A 22,547-nucleotide genomic window follows, 5' to 3' on the forward strand; every position below is an offset into this window, starting at 1 on the left:
TGTGTTCCGGATGCCACAACTGATCGTGTAACCTGCACGAAATCGCAGAGGGCCAACGTCGTCCCTGTTGCGCACCACACGCCACGACGACGACCGGGAGCGCCCATGCCTCCTGCTGCATCCACGCCCCGACAGGGTCCTCTCTTTTCCGCAGTTCCCGCGGCCCAGGGCCTGTACGACCCCCGTAACGAGCACGACGCCTGCGGTGTCGGTTTCGTCGCCACGCTCACCGGCGAGCCCAGCCACGACATCGTCCAGCAGGCCCTCACCGTGCTCCGCAACATGGAGCACCGCGGTGCCACGGGTGCCGAGCCGGACACCGGCGACGGCGCCGGCATCCTGACCCAGATCCCGGACGAGTTCTTCCGTGCGGTGGCCGGATTCGACCTCCCCGCCGCCGGCTCGTACGCAGCGGGCATGGCCTTCCTGCCGGACGACGACACGCACGCCGGCCGCGCCAAGTCCTCCATCGAGCGCATCGCCGCCGAGGAGGGCCTCAAGGTCCTCGGCTGGCGCGACGTCCCGACCACCCCCGAGCTGGTCGGCGCCACCGCCCGCGCCACGATGCCGCGCTTCGCCCAGGTCTTCGTCGCCGACGCGACCGGCGACCGCAGCGGCCTGGCGCTGGACCGCCTGGCCTTCTGCCTGCGCAAGCGCGCCGAGCGCGAGGTCGAGGTCTACTTCGCCTCGCTGTCCGCGCGCACCCTGATCTACAAGGGCATGCTGACCACCGGCCAGCTGGAGCCGTTCTTCCCGGACCTGTCCGACCGCCGCTTCACCTCGGCCATCGGCCTGATCCACTCGCGGTTCTCCACGAACACCTTCCCGGCCTGGCCGCTGGCCCACCCGTACCGGTTCATCGCGCACAACGGCGAGATCAACACGGTCATGGGCAACCGCAACTGGATGGCCGCGCGCGAGTCGATGATCGCGACCGACCTCATCCCCGGCGACCTGTCCCGGCTGTTCCCGATCTGCACCCCGGGCGCCTCGGACTCCGCGTCCTTCGACGAGGTCCTGGAGCTGCTCCACCTCGGCGGCCGGACGCTGCCGCACGCGGTCCTCATGATGATCCCCGAGGCGTGGGAGAACCACGGCTCGATGGACCCCGCGCGCCGCGACTTCTACCGCTTCCACGGCACCGTCATGGAGCCCTGGGACGGCCCGGCCTGCGTGACCTTCACCGACGGCGCCCAGATCGGCGCGGTCCTGGACCGCAACGGCCTGCGCCCCTCCCGCTACTGGGTCACCGACGACGGCCTCGTGGTGCTGTCCTCCGAGGTCGGCGTCCTGGACATCGACCCCGCCAGGATCGTGCGCAAGGGCCGCCTGCAGCCCGGCCGCATGTTCCTGGTCGACACGGTCGCGCACCGCATCGTCGAGGACGACGAGATCAAGTCCGCACTGGCCGCCGAACACCCGTACGGCGACTGGCTGCACGCCGGCCTGATCAACCTCGAGGACCTGCCCGAGCGCGAGCACGTCGTGCACACGCACGCATCCGTCTCGCGCCGCCAGCAGACCTTCGGCTACACCGAGGAAGAGCTCCGCGTCATCCTCGCGCCGATGGCCCGCAGCGGCGGCGAGCCGCTCGGCTCGATGGGCACCGACAGCCCGATCGCCGCGCTGTCCGAGAAGCCGCGCCTGCTGTTCGACTACTTCGTGCAGCTGTTCGCCCAGGTCACCAACCCGCCGCTGGACGCCATCCGCGAGGAACTGGTCACCTCCCTCGGCTCGTTCGTCGGCCCCGAGGCCAACCTCCTCGACCCGACCCCGGCGGCCTGCCGCAACGTCGTGCTGCCGTTCCCGGTGATCGACAACGACGAGCTCGCCAAGCTCATCCACATCAACGCCGACGGCGACATGCCCGGCCTCAAGGCCGCCACCATCTCGGGCCTGTACCGGGTGGACGGCGGCGGCGAGGCGCTGCGCCGCCGCCTGGAGGAGATCCGCACCGAGGCGACCAGCGCGATCGCCGACGGCGCGCGCATCATCGTGCTCTCCGACCGGCACTCCGACGCGGAGAACGCGCCGATCCCCTCGCTGCTCCTCACCAGCGCGGTGCACCACCACCTGATCCGCACCAAGACCCGCACCCAGGTCGGCCTGATCGTCGAGGCCGGCGACGTGCGCGAGGTGCACCACGTGGCGCTGCTGATCGGCTACGGTGCGGCCGCGGTCAACCCGTACCTGGCCATGGAGTCGGTCGAGGACCTGGTCCGCGAGGGCGTCTTCCTCCAGGACATCGAGTCCGAGAAGGCCATCAGGAACCTCATCAAGGCGCTCGGCAAGGGCGTCCTGAAGGTGATGTCCAAGATGGGCATCTCCACGGTCTCCTCGTACCGCGGCGCGCAGGTCTTCGAGGCCGTCGGCCTCGCGGACGGCGTGGTCACGGAGTACTTCTCCGGCACCACCAGCAAGCTCGGCGGCGTCGACCTGGACGTCCTCGCCCGCGAGGTCGAGCAGCGGCACGCCAAGGCGTACCCGCCCAGCGGCATCGCGCCGTCGCACCGCCGCCTGGAGATCGGCGGCGAGTACCAGTGGCGCCGCGAGGGCGAGCCGCACCTGTTCGACCCGGAGACGGTCTTCCGGCTGCAGCACTCTACCCGCGAGCGCCGCTACGACATCTTCAAGAAGTACACCTCGCGCGTCGACGAGCAGTCCGAGCGCCTGATGACGCTGCGCGGCCTGTTCACCTTCAAGGACGGGGCCCGCGCCCCGATCTCCATCGACGAGGTCGAGCCGGTCTCGGAGATCGTCAAGCGCTTCTCCACCGGCGCCATGTCGTACGGCTCCATCTCGATGGAGGCGCACCAGACCCTCGCCATCGCGATGAACCGCCTCGGCGGCAAGTCCAACACCGGCGAAGGCGGCGAGGACCCGGAGCGCCTGTACGACCCGGAGCGCCGCTCCGCGATCAAGCAGGTCGCCTCCGGCCGCTTCGGCGTCACCTCCGAGTACCTGGTCAACGCGGACGACATCCAGATCAAGATGGCGCAGGGCGCCAAGCCCGGCGAGGGCGGCCAGCTGCCCGGCCACAAGGTCTACCCGTGGGTCGCGAAGACCCGGCACTCGACGCCCGGCGTCGGCCTGATCTCGCCCCCGCCGCACCACGACATCTACTCGATCGAGGACCTCGCCCAGCTCATCCACGACCTGAAGAACGCCAACCCGCAGGCGCGCATCCACGTGAAGCTCGTCGCCGAGGTCGGGGTCGGCACGGTCGCGGCGGGCGTCAGCAAGGCGCACGCGGACGTGGTGCTCATCTCCGGGCACGACGGCGGCACCGGCGCCTCGCCGCTCACCTCGCTCAAGCACGCGGGCGGACCGTGGGAGCTCGGCCTCGCCGAGACCCAGCAGACGCTGCTCCTCAACGGCCTGCGCGACCGCATCGTCGTGCAGACCGACGGCCAGCTCAAGACCGGCCGCGACGTCATCATCGCCGCCCTGCTGGGCGCCGAGGAGTACGGCTTCGCGACCGCTCCGCTGGTGGTCTCGGGCTGCATCATGATGCGGGTCTGCCACCTGGACACCTGCCCGGTCGGCGTCGCCACGCAGAACCCCGAGCTGCGCTCCCGGTTCTCCGGCAAGGCCGAATACGTCGTCAACTTCTTCGAGTTCATCGCCGAAGAGGTCCGCGAGCACCTGGCCGCGCTGGGCTTCCGCACCCTGGAAGAGGCCATCGGGCACGCCGAACTCCTCGACACGCAGGCCGCGGTCGACCACTGGAAGGCGGCCGGGCTGGACCTGGCTCCGCTGTTCCACGTCCCCGAGCTGCCCGCGGGCGCCGCGCTCACCTGCACCACGGTGCAGGACCACGGCCTCGCCAAGGCGCTCGACAACCAGCTCATCGAGCTGGCCGCGGACGCCCTGGAGAAGGCCGAGCCGGTCCGCATCCAGCTGCCCGTGCAGAACATCAACCGCACGGTCGGCACGATGCTCGGCCACGAGGTCACCAAGAAGTACCGCGGCGAGGGCCTGCCGGACGGCACCATCGACATCACCCTCACCGGCTCGGCGGGCCAGTCGTTCGGCGCGTTCGTGCCGCGCGGCATCACGCTGCGCCTGGAGGGCGACGGCAACGACTACGTCGGCAAGGGCCTCTCCGGCGGCCGCATCGTGGTCCGCCCGGCGCGCACCGCGACGTTCGCCGCCGAGGACAACGTCATCGCCGGCAACACCATCGCCTACGGCGCGACCGGCGGCGAGATCCTCATCCGCGGCCGGGTCGGCGAGCGCTTCTGCGTCCGCAACTCCGGTGCCACCGTGGTCGCGGAGGGCGTGGGCGACCACGGCTGCGAGTACATGACGGGCGGCCGCGCGGTCGTCCTCGGCCCGACCGGGCGCAACTTCGCGGCCGGCATGTCGGGCGGCGTCGCGTACCTGCTCGACCTGGACGAGGCCAACGTCAACACCGAGCTGGCCGGCATCGAGGAGCCCTCGGCCGCCGACCTCCTGGAGCTGCACGACGTGGTGCGGCGCCACTTCGAGGAGACGGGTTCCGCGGTCGCGGAGTCCCTCCTCGCGGACTGGGACACCGCGTCCCGGCGCTTCGGCAAGATCATGCCGAGGGACTACAAGGCAGTGCTCGCCGCCAAGGACGCCGCCGAGCAGGCCGGACTCACCGAGTCCGAGACCGTCCAGAAGATGATGGAGGCGGCACATGGCTGACCCGAAGGGCTTCCTCACCACCCCCCAGCAGCTGGGCACGCGTCGCCCCGTCGACGTCCGCCTGCGCGACTGGAAGGAGGTGTACGAGGAGCGCACCCTGCTCCCCATCATCACCAAGCAGGCCGGCCGCTGCATGGACTGCGGCATCCCGTTCTGCCACAACGGCTGCCCGCTGGGGAACCTCATCCCCGAGTGGAACGACCTGACCTGGCGCGAGGACTGGGAGGGCGCCGCGGAGCGCCTGCACGCGACCAACAACTTCCCGGAGTTCACCGGGCGGCTGTGCCCCGCGCCCTGCGAGGCCGCGTGCGTGCTGGGCATCAACCAGCCGCCGGTCACCATCAAGAACGTCGAGGTGTCGATCATCGACCGGGCCTGGGAGGACGGCAACGTCGCCGCCCAGCCGCCCGAGCGCCTCTCCGGCAAGACCGTCGCGGTCATCGGCTCGGGCCCCGCGGGCCTGGCCGTCGCGCAGCAGCTGACCCGGGCCGGCCACACGGTGGCGGTGTACGAGCGCGCGGACCGCATCGGCGGCCTGCTGCGCTACGGCATCCCCGAGTTCAAGATGGAGAAGCGCCACATCAACCGCCGCATCGAGCAGATGCGCGCGGAGGGCACCAAGTTCTACACCGGCATGCAGATCGGCACCGACGTCGACGCGGGCAAGCTGCGCCGCCGCTACGACGCCGTGGTCATCGCCGCGGGTGCCACCGCCTGGCGCGAACTCCCGGTCCCGGGCCGCGAGCTGGACGGCATCCACCAGGCGATGGAGTACCTGCCGTACGCCAACAAGGTGCAGGAGGGCGACCTCGTCACCTCGCCGATCGACGTGGCCGGAAAGCACGTGGTCATCATCGGCGGCGGCGACACCGGCGCGGACTGCCTGGGCACCGCGCACCGCCAGGGCGCGGCCTCGGTCACCCAGCTGGAGATCATGCCGCGGCCGCCGGAGGAGCGCCCCGCGGGCCAGCCGTGGCCGACGTACCCGATGACCTACCGGGTGGCCAGTGCGCACGAAGAGGGCGGCGAGCGCGTCTACGCGGTCAACACCCAGGAGTTCGTGGGCGGCGAGGACGGCCGGGTCAAGGCGCTGCGCCTGGTCGAGGTCGCCATGGTCGACGGCCGCTTCCAGCCGGTCGAGGGCAGCGAGCGCGAGATCCCCGCGGACTACGTGTTCCTGGCCATGGGCTTCACCGGCACCGACCGGGCCAACGGCCTGATCGAGCAGATGGGCCTGGAGATGGACGAGCGCGGCAACATCGCGCGCGACGGGGCGTACGCCACCAACGTGGACGGCGTCTTCGTGGCCGGCGACGCGGGCCGCGGCCAGTCGCTGATCGTCTGGGCGATCGCCGAGGGCCGCTCGTGCGCGGCCGAGGTCGACCAGTGGCTGACCGGCAGCACCAACCTGCCGCGGCCGATCAAGCCGACCGACCGCCAACTGCTCGTCTGACAGAACCAGGAGGGGCCCCTGTGTCGTTGTCTACGGCACAGGGGCCTTTCCATGTCCCGGCAACGCCCCTGTATCTCCCGGGCACGACTGATTTCCCGGTTGTTCAACAAAATGTTGAGCAACCTTATGCGGCAAACCGGACACCGCTCACTCGTTACTTTCCGGTAGGAACTAGGGTTGACCCATGCGTCGAGCGAAAATTGTCTGCACCCTGGGCCCAGCCACCAACAGCTACGAGCAGATCCGCACGCTCGTGGACGCAGGCATGGACGTAGCCCGCTTCAACCTCAGCCACGGCACCTACGCCGAGCATGAGGAGCGCTACCACCGCGTCCGCAAGGCGTCCGACGAGTCGGGCCGCAGCGTCGGCATCCTCATGGACCTGCAGGGCCCGAAGATCCGCCTCGGCAACTTCGCCGAAGGCCCCGTGCTGCTCGAGCGCGGCGACGAGTTCACCATCACCACCGACGAGGTCCCCGGCGACCGCAACGAGGTCTCCACGACCTACAAGGGCCTGCCGGGCGACGTCCGCAAGGGCGAGCGCATCCTCGTCGACGACGGCCGCGTGACCCTCGAGGTGACCGATGTGGAGGGCTCCCGGGTCCACACCATGGTCATCGAGGGCGGCATGGTCTCCGACCACAAGGGCCTCAACCTCCCCGGTGTCGCGGTCAGCGTCCCGGCGCTGTCCGAAAAGGACATCGAGGACCTGCGCTGGGCGCTGCGCATGCGCTGCGACCTGATCGCGCTCTCCTTCGTGCGGAACGCGAAGGACGTCGAGGACGTGCACCGCATCATGGACGAGGCCGGCTACCGCGTGCCGGTCATCGCCAAGATCGAGAAGCCGCAGGCGGTCGAGAACCTCGAGGAGATCGTCGAGGCCTTCGACGCCATCATGGTGGCGCGCGGCGACCTCGGCGTGGAGATGCCGCTGGAGCAGGTCCCGCTGGTGCAGAAGCGCTGCATCACGCTGGCCCGCGCGGCGGCCAAGCCGGTCATCGTGGCGACCCAGATGCTGGACTCGATGATCAGCGCGTCCCGCCCGACCCGCGCCGAGGCCTCCGACGTGGCCAACGCGGTCCTGGACGGCACCGACGCGGTGATGCTGTCCGGCGAGACCTCGGTCGGCAAGTACGCCATCGAGACGGTCAAGACGATGGCCCGCATCATCTGCGCCGCCGAGGAGTCCCCGGCGCTGCAGGAGGAGCTGCGCTCGCTTCCGGACCCGCGCACCCAGGGCGGCGTCATCGCCTCCGCGGCCGCGGAGATCGGCGACCGGCTCGGCGCCAAGTACCTGGTCGCGTTCACCCAGAGCGGTGACACCGCGCGGCGGCTCTCGCGCTACCGGCCGATGATCCCGGTGCTGGCCTTCACCCCCGAGCAGGGCGTGCGCAGCCAGCTGTCGCTGACCTGGGGCGTGGAGACCTTCCTCGGCGAGCTGTGCGAGCACACCGACGAGATGGTCCGCCAGGTGGACGCCTCGCTGCTCAACATCGGCCGGTGCAAGCCGGGCGACGTGGTGATCATCACGGCCGGTTCGCCGCCGGGTGTCCCGGGTTCGACCAACATGATCCGGGTCCACCACATAGGAGAAATGCTCGCCAAGTAGCGCCTCCGAGCGCGAACTCGCTGGGCAGGCCCGCTGGTTCGGGTCTCCGGACGAAAGCGGCGGCCGGCTGCTCCGCCCCCTCGGGGGCCGGGCGGCCGGCCGCCGTGATTTTGCCGACGTCCGGCATGCGGACACCGGGAGGGCCCGGCCGATGCGCCCGGGAACGACGAAACCCCGACGTCGGGGACGTCGGGGTCGGGGGTGCCGGAAGCGGGATTCGAACCCGCACGCCCTTTCAGGCAGAGGTGTTTGAGACCTCCGTGTCTGCCGTTCCACCATTCCGGCCGAATGGCGCGGACCGCCCGCACGCACCTTGGCCGGTGTGCCGGACGCCCTCCGCGAGGCTCACCATACCGCCTCTGGGTACCCTTCTGCCTGCAGGTATCGCCCCGACCTAGGAGTGCCGTGACGTCAGCCGCAAGCCCGCCCGCGCCTTCCGACGCCTCCGTCATCCGTGTGGTCATCGCCGAGGACGAGGCGCTGATCCGCCTCGACCTCAAAGAGATGCTGGAGGAGGAGGGGTACCGCGTCGTCGGCGAGGCCGGCGACGGGGCGGCCGCGGTGCGGCTGGTCGAGGAGCACCGGCCGGATCTGGTCATCCTGGACGTCAAGATGCCGATCCTCGACGGCATCTCGGCGGCCGAGCAGATCGCCGGGGCGCGGCTCGCGCCGGTGCTCATGCTGACCGCGTTCTCGCAGCGCGAGCTGGTCGAGCGGGCCCGCGACGCGGGGGCCATGGCGTACCTGGTCAAGCCGTTCACGAAGGGGGACCTCGTCCCGGCCATCGAGATGGCGGTTTCGAGGTTTACCGAACTCGCGGCCCTGGAACGTGAGGTGGAGGACCTGACGCAGCGTCTGGAGACCCGCAAACTGGTCGACCGGGCGAAGTCGGTGCTCCAGGAGCGGTACGGGCTGTCCGAACCTGAGGCCTTCCGCTGGATCCAGAAGACGTCCATGGACCGCCGCCTTTCGATGCGCGCCGTGGCCGAGGTTGTCGTCTCCGGAGGCGAAGTGGGAGAGTAGCGCCCGCTTTTCGCGCGTAGATCCCCAAGTGCCGCCCCAATCTGTCCGGATTGGGGCGGTTTTGCCGTTCTTTATCAGATGCGTGACCGGTTTGGCTTCCATCTGAGCTTCATCTGAGGTTCCTGTTGCCCTGGGATGACGTTTGATTACGCCTGCATCACATCTCATCCCGTGGACTCCCGCGCCCGAACTCCGTCGGGCTACATTTCGGCGCACCGCGCAGAACGCCGCGGCCGCCCGATCGTTTCGGGTTTTTCGGTTCCTCTCAGAACACTCAAGGGGTTGGGCTGTGCTGAAGCGAAGCATGATCAAGATCGCGCTGCCAGTGGTGGCATCGGCACTAGTGCTGAGCGCTTGTGGGAGCGACGACAAGGACGACGACGCGAGCTCGAACCCGGGTGGCGGCAACAAGCCGACTTACACCATCGGGTTCCAGGGCGGTCTGACCGGCAAGAACGCGCAGCTGGGCATCAACGAGGCCAACGGCGTCAAGCTGGCGATCGAGCAGGCCAACGCCAAGGGCGACCTGCCGTTCAAGCTCGAGGTCAAGACCTCGGACGACGAGGCCTCGCCGGACAAGTCGCAGTCGGCCGCGCAGAAGCTGATCGACGACGGCAACGTCGTCGCGGTCGTCGGCCCCGCCTTCTCGGGCCCGACCAAGGCGGCCTCGCCGAACTACGCGGCGGCCAAGCTCGCGACCCTGACGCCGTCGGCGACGAACCCGAGCCTGACGGCTCCGGCGAACAAGTTCACCGCCCTCCTGCGCGGTACGCCGAACGACAACATGCAGGGCTCGGGCATGGCGACCTACTACGCCAAGAAGCTCAAGCTGAAGACCGTCCTGCTCATCGACGACAAGTCGGAGTACGGCATCGGTCTCGCCGCGGTCGCCAAGGCGGACCTCGAGAAGGCCGGCATCACGGTCAAGACCGAGTCGATCCCGCAGGGCACCCCGGACTACACCGCGGCCGCGACCACGGTGAAGAACTCCGGCGCGGACGGCATGATCTACGCGGGCTACTACCAGGACGGCGCGCCGTTCGCGAAGAAGCTCAAGGAAGCCGGCGTCAGCATCCCGATGATCTCGGGTGACGGCACCAACGACCCCGAGTTCATCAAGCTCGCCGGTGCGGCTGCCGACAACTGGTACCTGACCTGCCCGTGCGCCGACGCCAACGTGGAAGAGGCGACCAAGAAGTTCGCCGCCGACTACAAGGCGAAGTTCAACGAGCCGGCCGGCACCTACTCCGCCGAGTCCTTCGACCTGGCGAACATGATCATCGAGCAGATGAAGACCTTCGGTGCCGAGAAGATCACCCGCGAGGCGCTGCTCAACAAGCTGAAGGCGGCCGAGTACAAGGGCCTCACCAAGTCCTTCAAGTTCGACCAGAACGGCGAGTACGTCGGCGGCGCGATCTTCCTCTACCAGGTCAAGGCCGGGAAGATCGAGTACCTCGGCGACATCGACAAGCTGTCCGCGGCCTGAGCGACACAGCGCATAGCACGGCCTCGGCCTGATGTGACGTAGAGAGGGCCCGGGTCCTTCCCTGGGAAGGACCCGGGCCCTCTCCGCATCTCGGAGCACCATTCGGCGGACGCGCTCCGCCCACTTCTCTCCGGACTCCTCCCCGCGGCTCCAGTGTCGGGATATCGGCTCCACGAGAGATCCGGCCCGACCTGTCGTCAGCTCCCGTCCAGGAAGCTTCAGTTCAATGAATCTCAACGAATTCTGGGACTACCTGATCCCAGGCATCTCGCTAGGCGCGCTCTACGCCGTCATCGCGATCGGGTACACCCTCGTGTACGGCGTCCTGCAGCTCATCAACTTCGCGCACAGCGAGGTGTTCATGGTGGGCGCGTTCGCCGCGCTGCTGGTCTTCACCAAGATCGAGCCCTCGAACCCGTCCGGACTGATGTCCGTGGGCCTCGTGGCGCTCGGCTTCGCGGTGTCCGGACTGGCGGGCGCAGGCACCGCGTTCGCTCTGGAGAAAGTGGCCTATAAACCGCTGAGAGTGAGAAACGCCCCGCGGCTGGCGTTCCTCATCAGCGCGATCGGCGCGTCCTTCTTCCTGACCCACATCGCGGGCAAGCTGTTCGGCCGCGACCCCAAGCCGATCCCGGACCTCTTCGTCAACAAGAAGGTGTTCGAGATCTTCGGGGCGCGCGTCTCGGTGCTCCAGCTCATCATGGTCGGCGCGGCCATCGTGATGATGATCGGCCTCGACCTCCTGGTGAACCGCACCAAGATGGGCATGGGCATCCGCGCGGTCGCACAGGACGCGGAGACCGCCGGCCTCATGGGCGTGGACATCAACAAGGTCATCTCGCGCACCTTCGTGATCGGCGGCCTGCTCGGCGGCTGCGCCGGCTTCCTGTTCGGCCTCAACTCGCAAGTCACGTACACGATGGGCTTCTTCCCGGGTATCACCGCGTTCGCCGCGGCGGTCCTGGGCGGTATCGGCAACATCCGCGGCGCGATGATCGGCGGCATGGTGCTGGGCATCGTGGAGAGCTTCTCCGCTTGGCAGTTCGGCGACGAGTGGCGGTACGTCTCGGCATTCGCCGTCCTCATCCTGGTGCTGATGTTCCGTCCGACTGGCATCCTGGGTGAGCGGCTGGGGAGGACAGCATGAGCAGCGTGACGACGAAGACCCGCGAGCCCGAAGCGTCGTTCAGCGCGACCTCGTTGGCGAAGCTGCGCCACAAGCCCTGGTACAAGTCGGACGCGTTCCGCCGCCTGGTCATGTGTGTCCTGCTGGGCGTGCTGTTCACGATCATGACCGGCGAGCAGGCCGGCGACGACGTCTTCTACTCGCTCAACGACTCGCTGACCAACTGGCCCTGGCTGGGCACGTGGGTGGCGGTCGCAGTCGGTATCTGGGCCCTGATCACTTTCCACAGCTACCTTCTCGGCAACCCCGCGCTGTCGCCCGTGCACAAGGTGATCAAGGACGCCACCGCCGAGGTCAAGAAGGTCACCCCGGTGCTGGGCCGCCGCGAGGTCAAGTGGCCGCTGATCATCGCGCTGGTGGTCGTGCTCGCACTGCTGCCCACCTGGGTCTCCGGTTTCTGGAACCAGGTCATGGTCAACGAGATCGCGGTCTACGTGCTGCTGGCCATCGGCCTCAACGTGGTCGTCGGCTGGGCCGGCCTGCTGGACCTGGGCTTCATCGCGTTCTTCGCGATCGGCGCCTACAGCGCGGCCTACTGGACCGGCAAGCTGCCGGTCTCGCCGCCCGTCGAGCTCACCCCGTTCCTGGTCATCCCGGTCGCGGTGCTCACCTGCCTGGTCGCCGGCGTGCTGCTGGGCGCACCGACACTGCGGCTGCGCGGCGACTACCTGGCGATCGTGACGCTCGGCTTCCACGAGATCATCTACCTGCTGGCCACCAACGCGGACGAGTTCACCAACGGCCCCGCCGGTGTCCAGGGTGTGCCGCACCCGACGCTGGACCTCGGGTTCTGGTCGTACGAGTGGACCACCACCGACCTCGAGCAGTACTGGTGGATGATCATGGTCATCGCCGGCATCCTGATCTTCCTGTTCCTGCGCCTGGAGCACTCGAAGGTCGGCCGTGCGTGGACCGCCATCCGCGAGGACGAGGTCGCCGCCGCGGCGAACGGCGTCAACACCGTCAAGTACAAGCTGATGGCGTTCGCGATCGGCGCGTCGACCTCCGGCATCGCCGGCGTGGTCATGGCGAGCAAGGTGCAGTTCGTCTCGCCCGCGTCGTTCGAGCTGATGTTCTCGGTGCTGGTGCTCGCGTACGTCATCTTCGGCGGCATGGGCTCGATCTGGGGCGTCATGCTCGGCACCGCGTTCCTCGCGTGGCTGCCGCAGATCCTCAAGGACTACGTCGACGAGCAGGACCGCCACATGTACCTCGGCGCGATCCTGGTCATCATGATGATCTTCCGTCCGCAGGGCCTGATCCCGTCCCGGCGCCGCAAGCGCGAACTGAACTTGGCGAAGGAAGGCCTCGGGGACGCCGACGCGATGACCGAGCCGGTCGGCGGGAGGGTCTCATGAGCAACAACACCGTCATCAAGCAGCGTTCGGCCGAATCCGACACGGCGACCCCGGTCATCGCGGTCCGCGGCGTCACGCTGCGGTTCGGCGGCCTGGTCTGCCTCTCCGACGTGGAGCTGACCCTGAACCGCGGCGAGATCCTCGCCGTCATCGGCCCCAACGGCGCCGGCAAGACCTCGCTGTTCAACTCCCTGACGGGCGTGTACGTCCCGCAGGAAGGCTCCATCACGCTGAACAGCGCGAACGGTTCGACGCACGCCCTGCTGGGCCAGAAGACGCACGTCGTCAACAAGCTCGGCCTGGCGCGCACGTTCCAGAACATCCGGCTCTTCGGGGCGCTCACCGCCCTGGAGAACGTCAAGATCGCCGCCGAGACGCGGCAGCGCACCGGCCCGGTCAGCATCATGCTCGGCCTGCCGAACGCGCGCCGCGCGGAGCGCGCGAGCGACCGCCGGGCGCACAACCTGATGGAGTTCGTCGGCCTCGGCGACAAGATCAACGAGCTGGCCTCGTCGCTGAGCTACGGCGACCAGCGCCGCCTGGAGATCGCCCGGGCGCTGGCCACCGACCCGCAGGTCCTCCTGCTGGACGAGCCGGCGGCCGGCACCAACCCCACCGAGAAGCTCGAACTGGCGGAGCTGATCCGGCACATCAACGCCGAGCTGGGCATCAGCGTGCTGCTCATCGAGCACGACATGCGCCTGGTCATGTCGGTTGCGCACCGCGTCACGGTGCTCAACTTCGGCAAGGTCATCGCCTCCGGCACCACCGCCGAGGTGCAGCGCGACCCGGCGGTCGTCGAGGCCTACCTCGGCGCCGAGATGGCGGCCGAAATGCTGGACGCCCAGGCCCAGGAGGAAGAGTGAGCACCATCGAGACTCCCGACCTGAGCAAGGCACCGGCCGCGAACGGCGACGCGTCGACCGCCAAGCCGCTGCTGGAGCTGCGCGACCTGCAGGTGTTCTACGGCGCCATCCAGGCCCTCAAGGGCATCGACGTGACCGTCCGCGAGGGCGAGATCGTCACCCTGCTGGGCGCGAACGGCGCGGGCAAGACGACCACGCTGCGCACCATCTCCGGCCTGCTCACGCCGCGCGCCGGCGAGATCCGGTACGGCGGCGAGCGCATCGACGGGGTGCCCGCGCACCACGTGGTCAGCCTCGGCATCGGCCAGTCGCCGGAAGGCCGCCGCGTCTTCCCGATGATGACCGTCACCGACAACCTGCTGATGGGCGCGTACCGGTTCAAGAAGGTCCCGCAGAGCGACCTGGACCGGGTCTTCGAGCTGTTCCCGCGGCTCAAGGAGCGCCGGTCGCAGCTGGCCGGCACGCTGTCCGGCGGTGAGCAGCAGATGCTCGCCATCGGCCGCGCGATGATGGGGCGGCCCCGGCTGCTCCTGCTCGACGAGCCGTCCATGGGCCTGGCGCCGCTGATCGTCGCCCAGATCTTCTCGATCATCAAGGAGATCAACGCGGGCGGCACCACGGTGCTGCTGGTCGAGCAGAACGCCGCGCAGGCGCTCAAGCTCTCCGACCGCGCGTATGTCCTGGAGACCGGCTCGGTGCTGGTCTCCGGCACCGGCGAGCAGCTCCTCGCCGACCCGCGCGTGCGCGAGGCGTACCTGGGCGAGGGCGCCGGGGGCTGACCCGGACGCCGCAGGCGACACAGTGACGGCCCTGTGCGGGCCCGGGAAACCGGGCCCGCACAGGGCCGTTGCTCGTCGGCGCCGTCCGCGTCGCCTGCGGCGCGGACCGCTGCCGCTCAGTTCCGCTTCGTGTAGCGCGGCAGCGGCACGTCCACCGGGCGCGGGGGCTCGTGGCCGCGCAGGTCCGGCTCGCTGATCAGCCGGATCGCCTTGGGATGGCGGTCGACCGGTATGTCGTACCAGAGGTCCAGCGTGATCACATTGCGCCCGCCCACCGACTGGGTGCGCAACTGCCGCTTGATCTGCATGACTTCATTGCCGGTCTGGACGACGCTGCCGTCGTCGAGGACCAGTTCCTGGCGCCGCGTGTCGATGTCCGCGGTCACCGGCTGGTCGTTGTGGAAGGTCACCCGGACCGCGCAGAACTGCCCGCGGGCCATCGCCTCCGCGTGCGTGCCGGTGGTGAACTCCAGGCCGCACTGCAGGGTGCGGACCTCCATCTCGATCTCGCCGCTGCGCACCGGCGCGGCGTGCACGATCAGGTCGTTCTTGTCCGGGTGCAGCCGCGGGTCGCCGTTCGAGCCGTCCGGCCACAGCAGTGCCGCGGTGCCGGCCGCCGCGCCCGCGCCGACCAGCAGGCCCAGTACGGTCCCCACTACCGCGGCACGGACCGCCCGCGGCCGCCCCCCGTCGTCCGCCATGCGCGTCCTCCCGCCGATCGTCGCCTCGTGGCCGAATCGCCTGGTCGTGCGCGATGAACGGTACGGGCCGGGCGGGCCGGTCGCCAGCGGTCAGCCGCGCCGGATCATGCAGCTCAGCCGGGCCGTGCAAATGCGCTTGCCGGCCTCGTCGGTGAGCACGATCTCGTAGGTGGCCAGCGTGCGGCCCAGGTGCAGGGGAGTCGCGACGCCGGTCACCAGGCCCGCGGTGGCCGAGCGGTGGTGCGTGGCGTTGAGCTCGATGCCGACCGTGATGGCGTCCGGACCGGCGTGGATCGCCGCACCGACCGAGCCGAGCGTCTCGGCCAGCACGCACGAAGCGCCGCCGTGCAGCAGGCCGTACGGCTGGGTGTTGCCCTCGACCGGCATGGTGCCGACCATCCGCTCCGCGGACGCCTCGTGGATCAGGATGCCCATCTTGGTGCCCAGCGTCGGCGTCGCGGTCGAGCCGAACACCTTGGCCAGCTCGTCGACCGGCATGGGGAACTCGAACTGCGGCGTGCTGGTCATGCTGTCTCCTCGAGGTGCGGCCGGGGCGCATGGGCCGGCCCGGCGGTCCGGCGGCCACCGTTCGGCCACGCGGGTGGAGTGACATGACCGGATGTGTCGGCGTACCAGCCTAGGATCTGTTCGTGGCTTCCACTGACGCACCCCAGGCTTCCGCACGTACCGGCTCGCGGCCGCGGCTTCTGCTGCTCGACGGGCACTCCTTGGCGTACCGCGCGTTCTACGCGCTCAAGGAGGCCTCGATGTCGACGGCGACCGGCCAGCCGACGCAGGCGGTGTACGGCTTCACCTCGATGCTCGCGAACGTGCTGCGCGACGAGGCGCCCACCCACCTCGGGGTGGCCTTCGACGTGTCGCGCAAGTCGTTCCGCACCGACCGCTTCCCGGACTACAAGGCGAACCGCTCCGCGACGCCCGACGAGTTCAAGGGCCAGGTCGAGCTGATCGTCGAGGTCCTCGAATCGATGGGCATCACCACGATGCGCGTCGAGGGCTACGAGGCGGACGACGTGATCGCCACGGTCTCCACCAAGGCCGCCGAGGAGGGCTACGAAGTCCTCATCCTGACCGGCGACCGCGACTCGCTCCAGCTGGTCACCCCGGACATCACGGTGCTCTACCCGATGATGGGGGTCAGCAAGCTGCACCGCTTCACCCCCGACGCGGTCGAGGAGAAGTACCAGCTGACTCCGCAGCAGTACCCGGACTTCGCGGCGCTGCGCGGCGACCCCTCCGACAACCTGCCCGGCATCCCGGGCGTCGGCGAGAAGACCGCGGCCAAGTGGATCCGCGAGTTCGGCTCCTTCCAGGAGCTCGTCGAGCGCGCCGACGAGGTCAAGGGCAAGGCCGGCCAGAACCTGCGCGACCACCTCGACGCGGTCCGCCTCAACCGCGAACTGACCGAGCTGGTCCGCGACGTGCAGCTCGACGTCGTGCCGGCCGACCTGGAGCGCAAGCCGTACGACCGACCCGCGGTGGAACAGGTCCTGGACGCCCTGGAGTTCCGCAACAGCGGCTTCCGCGACCGGCTCTGGGCGGTGGACCCCGGCGCCGCCGCAGCCACCGACGAGCAGGACGGCCCCGCCGACCCCGGCTTCACGCTGGAGACCACGGTGCTCGGCACCGGCGAACTGGCCGCCTGGCTGGCCGACCACGCCGCGGGCAGCGGGCGCACCGGCCTGGCCGTCGACGGCACCTGGGGCCGCGGCACCGGGACGGTCGCCGGGCTCGCCTTCGCGGCCGCCGACGGCACCGCCGCCTACGTGGACGCCACCGCACTCGACGAGGCCGACGACGCGGCCCTGGCGGCCTGGCTGGCCGACCCGGAGCGGCCGAAGGCGGTGCACGACTGCAAGGGCCCGATGCTCGCCCTCAAGGCGCACGGCTGGGACCTCGCCGGGGTCACCTCGGACACCGCGCTGGGCGCGTACCTGGTGCTGCCCGGGCAGCGCTCGTTCGCCCTGGAGACCCTCACGCACCGCTTCCTGGGCCGCGAGCTCAAGCTCGACGACGCCGCGGACAGCGGCCAGTTGGCACTGGACGTGTCCGGTGACGACGACGCCGAGGCGGCCAAGGGCGAGGCCCTGATGCTCGCCGCCCGCGCGGTCGTCGACCTGGCCGCCGAGCTCGACAAGGAACTGGAGAGCCGCGGCGCGCTCAAGCTGCTCCAGGACATGGAACTGCCGCTCACCACCGTCCTCGCCCGCATGGAGCGCGACGGCATCGCCGCGGACCGGGCCTACCTCGACACGCTGGAAGCGCAGTTCGGCGCCGCGGTGAAGCAGGCCACCGAGCTGGCCCACCAGGCGATCGGGCACGAGTTCAACCTCGGATCGCCCAAGCAGCTGCAGGAGATCCTCTTCGGCGAGCTGAACCTCCCCAAGACGAAGAAGATCAAGACCGGCTACACCACCGACGCCGACGCGCTCACCTGGCTCGCCACGCAGCCCGGCATCGCGGCACCCGCCCAGGACCTGCTCACCGCGCTGCTCCGGCACCGCGACCAGACCCGGCTGCGGACGACGGTCGAGGGCCTGGTCAAGACCATCACGGACGACGGCCGCATCCACACCACGTTCAACCAGACGGTGGCCGCCACCGGGCGCCTCTCGTCGACCGACCCCAACCTGCAGAACATCCCGATCCGCACCGAGGAAGGCCGCCTGATCCGGCGCTCGTTCGTGGTCGGCGAGGGATACGAGGGGCTGCTCACCGCCGACTACAGCCAGATCGAGCTGCGCATCATGGCGCACCTGTCCGGCGACGAGGCGCTCATCGAGGCGTTCGAGTCCGGCGAGGACCTGCACAACACGGTCGCGTCCGCGGTGTTCGGGGTGCCGACCAGCCAGGTCGATGCGGAGATGCGCCGCAAGATCAAGGCCATGTCGTACGGACTCGCCTACGGGCTCTCGGCGTTCGGCCTGTCGCAGCAGCTGGACATCACGCCCGAGGAAGCCCGCAAGCTGATGTCCACCTACTTCGAGCGCTTCGGCGGCGTGCGGGACTACCTGCGCGCGGTGGTCGACGAGGCGCGGCAGACCGGCTACACGGAGACCGTCTTCGGCCGCCGCCGGTACCTGCCGGACCTCACCAGCGACAACCGCCAGCGGCGCGAGATGGCCGAGCGCATGGCCCTCAACGCGCCCATCCAGGGTTCGGCGGCGGACATCGTCAAGGTGGCCATGCTGGGCGTCGACAAGGCGTTGCGGGACGGCGGCTTCGCGTCCCGGATACTGCTCCAGGTGCACGACGAACTCGTGCTCGAGGTCGCGCCCGGCGAGCGCTCCCGCCTGGAGGAGATGGTCCGCCGCGAGATGGGCGGCGCGTACCCGCTGCGTGCCCCGCTCGATGTGTCGGTCGGCTTCGGCGCGACGTGGGAGGACGCCGGGCACTGAGGTGCTTGCCGCTCCCTCGCGCCGCCGCTGTGCCGGGGCGAGGAGGAGCGGCGACGGAGTCTGAAGTCTGCAGTCCGGAGTCTGCGCGGGGTGGGTGCCGGAGGTCCGGTGCCCACCCCGCCGGCGTTGCGGTGGTGACACGTGTCGACCGGCACGGTGTCGGTATACCCGCTTTCACAAAAAGGGTGAAGCGTACGAAATGACGCCGAGGGGGTAGAGCGTCGGCGGAACCTGACGTAGGTTCATCTCCGCCCGTCGTCCCACCGGTTCGGCACGGCCCGGTACCCGGGGGGCGGCGCGCCGACATGCAGCCAGGTGAAGGGGGCGGTTCGTGGACGAGGCCGCACAGGGGCCCGGTCCGCGGGATCCGGAGATACCGCAACCGTCGGGGGCCGCCGACGAGCACATAGCCGCGCCGACCGCGCCGGCGGCAGGCCCGGGGACGGCGGACTGGACGCGGAACCTCACGACCGTCGCCGTGGTCGCGCCGCGTACGCCGCCGGCGGTCGAGGCAGAGGCAGAGACCGAGCCTGCGGCCGAGCCGGAACCTGAACCTTCATCGGAGCCGGAACCCGGACCGGAGCCCGAAGCCGAACTCGAGCCTGCGCCTGAGCCGGTGGCCGAGGCTCCGGTGGCCGAACCGGAGCCCGAACCCGAAGCCGTGGTCGAGCCTCCCGCCGAAGCCGAAGCCGAAGCCGAAGCCGAGGACGAAGCCGATGACGACGCCTTCGACTTCGACCGCACTTTCCGGTTCGGCGCCGAGCCCGGCGACGAAGCCGACACTGATGATGATGCCGACGAGGACGAGCCCGGCGCGCCGCCCGCGGACGCCGCCGAGGCGGATGGCGCAGACGCTGTCGACGACGACGCGGACGACTCCGCGGCGGAACCCGACACGCTGATCTTCGAGTCCGTCGTCGCGCCGCCGCCCGCGCCGACCGCTCCGCTGTCCGGGGCCAAGTCCTCGGACGCCGAACTCGACGCCTGGCTCGCCTCGCTCGGCGGCCAGCCCGCCGAGCTCGCACCCAAGCCCGAGGCCGCAGCCGGCGCGGCCGGGGCCGCGAGCGAAACGGCCGCACCGGATGCCGCCGACACGGCCGCTGCCGACGCCGATGCGGCAAAGGACGAACTCCCGCGCCGCCGCCGCTTCGTCAACCCGTGGTTCGCCACCGCGGGCGTGGTGGCGCTGCTGCTGGCCGGCACCCAGCTCATCGACGACCCGTTCAACATGGCGACGGGGGAGCGCGTCCCCGTCTCCGACGTCGCGCGCATGTCCGACCCCGAGCCCCCGGCGGACAGCGGACCGGTCAACGGCGGTCTGCCCGCCAACCTGGACCTGCCGCCGCTCCTGCCCGCCGCCGCGCCCGGAGCCAGCACGTCGCCGACCGGGGCCTCGCCGACCGGCAAGACCCCCTCCGGGTCCGCCACGCGCACCGGCGCGCAGACCCCCGCGCCGAACATCCAGGGCGCCAACGGCATCCCGCAGATCGTGCTGCTGTCGTACCAGCAGGCCGCCGACTACCTGTCCAAGGCCAACCCCAAGTGCAAACTGCCGTGGCAACTGCTCGCGGCCATCGGCCGGGTGGAGTCCGGGCATGCGAACGGCGGCCAGGTCAGCACCGCGGGCACCACGCTGAGTCCGATCCTCGGGCCGCGCCTGGACGGCAGCCGCAACACGCGGGCGATCCCGGACACCGACCAGGGGGCGCTCGACTTCGACCGCGAATTCGACCGCGCGGTCGGTCCGATGCAGTTCATCCCGACGTCGTGGAAGGCGTACGCGATGGACGGCAACAACGACAAGGTCGCCGACCCGCAGAACGTCTTCGACGCATCGCGCACCGCCGCGCGCTACCTGTGCGCGGGCAGCCGCGACCTCAGCACGCCGGCCGGCCTCGACAAGGCGATCTTCAGCTACAACCAGTCGCCGGAGTACGTGACTTCGGTGAAGGCCTGGAAGACGTACTACGAGGCGGGCGTACGGCCGATCCCGCCGTCCACCGGCGGGCCCGCCACCTCGGCGAGCCCGTCCAAGTCGCCGAGCAAGAGCCCCACGCCCACCAAGTCGGCGTCCAAGTCGCCCACCAAGTCGGGGAGCTGACGGAGCCTCGGCTCCGGCCCGCGCTTCGGCCTCCCGCCCGTCCCGGGGTCCTGCGCGACCACCGGAACCGGCGCCGCCTCGGCTGCATCGCGGCTGCACAACAGAAACGTGTTCCTGTCGCTCCCCCTTCGCCATGCCGGCGGAGGGGGAGTGCCCGTATCGATGAATGTGCAGATGGTGATGGCATGACATGCCATACGTGCGGTTGCAACCGTAAATGTTCGCGAGAAATCTGAAACGTGTTCTCATTCACGTCATTGCTTGCTACCGTGCCGTCTCCGTGAGCGCAAAGGAGAGTTTTTGATGCGTGCCTTCGCCGCGGTCCTCGTCGGCCTGCTTCTCGCGGTCGGTGCCGCCTACCTGCTGGCGACCTTCGCGGTCTCGGAGCCTTCGGCCATCGACAAGCCGCTCCAGGTGACCCAGGTCCCCGCAAAGCCCTGAGGACTGCCCCCGGCAGCCCGGTACTCCGCGTACCCCTGCACAACCTGCACTTCCTGCATATCCCGCACGTCCGGTAGTTCCCGCAGTTCCCGCACGAACGCAATCTGTATCTCGCTCCATCGGCAAGGGGACATTCTCGATGCGCCGTAGGTCCAGCCTGGTCCTTCTGACCCTGGCGGTGTTTTGTGTGGCGCTCGCGCCGCTGCTCCGCGAGTACGCCTTTCCGCGCTTGGTCGCGAAGGCGCTGAAGAGCGACCAGGCCTACAAGGTCATGGTCCTGGAGGCCGAGAACGCGACGCTCTTCGGCGCCCCCGAGGAGCCGGGCAAGACCAAGGCGACCATCATCCAGACGGTCCGCCCCGACCCGAAGGCCTCCAAGGGCCAGACCGTGGTCTGGGACATGAACCTCGCCATGGTCGACAGCACGGGCAAGGTCGTCACCCAGATCCCCGAGCGGTACGTCTTCGACGCGGTCAGCCAGGCGCCCAAGAACTGCTGCGGCGAGCACATCGACAGCAAGCCTGTCGCGCACACCGGCATCCAGTACAAGTGGCCCTTCTTCGTCGAGAAGCGCGGCTACAACTACTACGACGCGCAGGCGCACACCGCCTCGACGATCGACTACAAGAAGACCGAGATCTTCAACGGCCTCGAGGTGTATCTCTTCGAGCAGACCGTGCCGTGGACCAAGGTGCCGGTCCCCAGCCAGCTGCCGGGCGGCCTGGACGCCAAGAGCGTCGAATCGTCCGGCATGGAGCGCTGGTACACCACCGTGCGCAAGTTCTGGGTCGAGCCGGTCACCGGCGCCCCTGTGTACGCGGAGGAGATCCACAAGGAAGAGATGCGCACGCCGAACGCGGACGACCCGGCCAACCCCGGGATCCTGGTGGTGTTCGACGGCCACGTGAAGATGAAGGCCGAGTGGTCGAACCAGCTCATCGCGGACGCCAAGGAGCAGGCCGCGCAGATGCGCCTCCTGCACGACCAGCTGCCCAAGGGCCTCGTCGGATTCGGCATCGTCCTCTTCATCGGCGCACTGGTGCTCGAGTACCTGGGCCGCCGCAAGTCGGCCAAGCCGGCCGGCGGCAAGGGCGGCGGCGGTGTCGCGGCCGGCCCGGTCGGCCCGGCGGGCGGCGGCCCGGCCGCCGAGGAGCGGGTGCCCGCCCTGACCGGCGCGCCCCGGTCCGCGACCGCAGGGCCGGGAGCGGCGGCCCCGACCGCGGTGCTGCCCCGCGTCCCGGCGTCCGGTTCCGCCGAGGTCGCCGATGCCGCCCCGGCCCCGGCGCGCAACGGCAGGACCCCCGCGGACGCCTACCCGGAGCGCCCCGCGACCCCGCCCCCAGGCGCCTGAGCGCCGCACCGCCCGAGACGTCCGAGCCGGGGGGGGGGGGGGGGGGGGGGGGGGGCGCCCCCCCCCCCCCCCCGCCGCGCGCCCCCCCAACACGGGGGGCGCG

General features: G+C 69.9%; 15 protein-coding genes and 1 tRNA gene. 13 read left to right on the forward strand and 3 right to left on the reverse strand.

Annotated features, from left to right (window positions below; genetic code table 11):
* The first annotated feature begins 105 nt into the window (after positions 1–105).
* The 3 genes from gltB (at position 106) to pyk (ending at position 7,733) form a co-directional block, all read left to right on the forward strand.
* Positions 106–4,671, forward strand: coding sequence for a glutamate synthase large subunit (gene gltB, locus LZ495_RS24870; protein ID WP_235055098.1), 4,566 nt, complete (start codon positions 106–108; stop codon positions 4,669–4,671).
* On the forward strand, positions 4,664–6,124 hold the full coding sequence (locus tag LZ495_RS24875) for a glutamate synthase subunit beta (protein WP_235055099.1): 1,461 nt from the start codon (positions 4,664–4,666) through the stop codon (positions 6,122–6,124). The genes gltB and LZ495_RS24875 overlap by 8 nt, the downstream gene beginning before the upstream one ends.
* Before the next feature lie 184 nt (positions 6,125–6,308).
* Positions 6,309–7,733: a pyruvate kinase gene (pyk, locus tag LZ495_RS24880; protein ID WP_235055100.1), complete on the forward strand. Its 1,425-nt coding sequence runs from the start codon at positions 6,309–6,311 to the stop codon at positions 7,731–7,733.
* Positions 7,734–7,935: 202 nt separating this feature from the next.
* Here the strand turns inward: pyk and LZ495_RS24885 are convergent.
* Positions 7,936–8,018 (reverse strand) — tRNA-Leu (locus LZ495_RS24885).
* A gap of 120 nt (positions 8,019–8,138) precedes the next feature.
* Between LZ495_RS24885 and LZ495_RS24890 the strand changes: the two genes are divergently transcribed.
* The 6 genes from LZ495_RS24890 to LZ495_RS24915 all read left to right on the forward strand — a co-directional run bounded on the left by LZ495_RS24890 (position 8,139) and on the right by LZ495_RS24915 (position 14,431).
* Entirely contained in the window at positions 8,139–8,756 is a 618-nt protein-coding gene (locus tag LZ495_RS24890; RefSeq protein ID WP_235055101.1) for an ANTAR domain-containing response regulator, read from the forward strand.
* 289 nt (positions 8,757–9,045) lie between these two features.
* Positions 9,046–10,242, forward strand: coding sequence for a branched-chain amino acid ABC transporter substrate-binding protein (locus tag LZ495_RS24895; RefSeq protein ID WP_235055102.1), 1,197 nt, complete (start codon positions 9,046–9,048; stop codon positions 10,240–10,242).
* A 226-nt stretch (positions 10,243–10,468) separates the two neighbouring features.
* Positions 10,469–11,389 carry a branched-chain amino acid ABC transporter permease gene (locus LZ495_RS24900; RefSeq protein ID WP_235055103.1) on the forward strand — a complete coding sequence of 307 codons (921 nt, stop codon included), beginning with the start codon at positions 10,469–10,471 and terminating at the stop codon, positions 11,387–11,389.
* Positions 11,386–12,786: a branched-chain amino acid ABC transporter permease gene (locus LZ495_RS24905; protein ID WP_235055104.1), complete on the forward strand. Its 1,401-nt coding sequence runs from the start codon at positions 11,386–11,388 to the stop codon at positions 12,784–12,786. Before LZ495_RS24900 ends, LZ495_RS24905 begins: the two co-directional genes overlap by 4 nt.
* Positions 12,783–13,652: an ABC transporter ATP-binding protein gene (locus LZ495_RS24910; protein WP_235055105.1), complete on the forward strand. Its 870-nt coding sequence runs from the start codon at positions 12,783–12,785 to the stop codon at positions 13,650–13,652. Before LZ495_RS24905 ends, LZ495_RS24910 begins: the two co-directional genes overlap by 4 nt.
* Positions 13,653–13,672: 20 nt before the next feature.
* Positions 13,673–14,431, forward strand: coding sequence for an ABC transporter ATP-binding protein (locus tag LZ495_RS24915; protein ID WP_235055188.1), 759 nt, complete (start codon positions 13,673–13,675; stop codon positions 14,429–14,431).
* 116 nt (positions 14,432–14,547) lie between these two features.
* Here LZ495_RS24915 and LZ495_RS24920 read toward each other — a convergent pair whose 3' ends face one another.
* Together LZ495_RS24920 and LZ495_RS24925 are read right to left on the reverse strand one after the other, a co-directional pair.
* Positions 14,548–15,132 (reverse strand): DUF4352 domain-containing protein, encoded by a 585-nt coding sequence (locus tag LZ495_RS24920; RefSeq protein WP_235055106.1) that lies wholly within the window; start codon positions 15,130–15,132, stop codon positions 14,548–14,550.
* A gap of 90 nt (positions 15,133–15,222) precedes the next feature.
* The gene (locus LZ495_RS24925; RefSeq protein WP_235055189.1) at positions 15,223–15,630 is read right to left on the reverse strand and encodes a hotdog fold thioesterase; all 408 of its coding nucleotides are present in this window, start codon (positions 15,628–15,630) and stop codon (positions 15,223–15,225) included.
* A 152-nt stretch (positions 15,631–15,782) separates the two neighbouring features.
* Between LZ495_RS24925 and polA the strand changes: the two genes are divergently transcribed.
* The 4 genes from polA (at position 15,783) to pgfA (ending at position 22,444) form a co-directional block, all read left to right on the forward strand.
* Positions 15,783–18,551, forward strand: coding sequence for a DNA polymerase I (gene polA / locus LZ495_RS24930; protein WP_235055107.1), 2,769 nt, complete (start codon positions 15,783–15,785; stop codon positions 18,549–18,551).
* 331 nt (positions 18,552–18,882) lie between these two features.
* Entirely contained in the window at positions 18,883–20,652 is a 1,770-nt protein-coding gene (locus tag LZ495_RS44985; protein ID WP_235055108.1) for a lytic transglycosylase domain-containing protein, read from the forward strand.
* A gap of 303 nt (positions 20,653–20,955) precedes the next feature.
* Complete coding sequence (locus LZ495_RS24940; protein WP_235055109.1) at positions 20,956–21,093, forward strand: hypothetical protein; 138 nt, start codon at positions 20,956–20,958, stop codon at positions 21,091–21,093.
* 139 nt (positions 21,094–21,232) lie between these two features.
* The gene (pgfA, locus tag LZ495_RS24945; RefSeq protein ID WP_268823308.1) at positions 21,233–22,444 is read left to right on the forward strand and encodes a cell envelope lipid trafficking protein PgfA; all 1,212 of its coding nucleotides are present in this window, start codon (positions 21,233–21,235) and stop codon (positions 22,442–22,444) included.
* Positions 22,445–22,547: the final 103 nt, after the last annotated feature.

This window comes from Yinghuangia soli, assembly GCF_021502675.1.
GTDB lineage: Bacteria > Actinomycetota > Actinomycetes > Streptomycetales > Streptomycetaceae > Yinghuangia > Yinghuangia soli.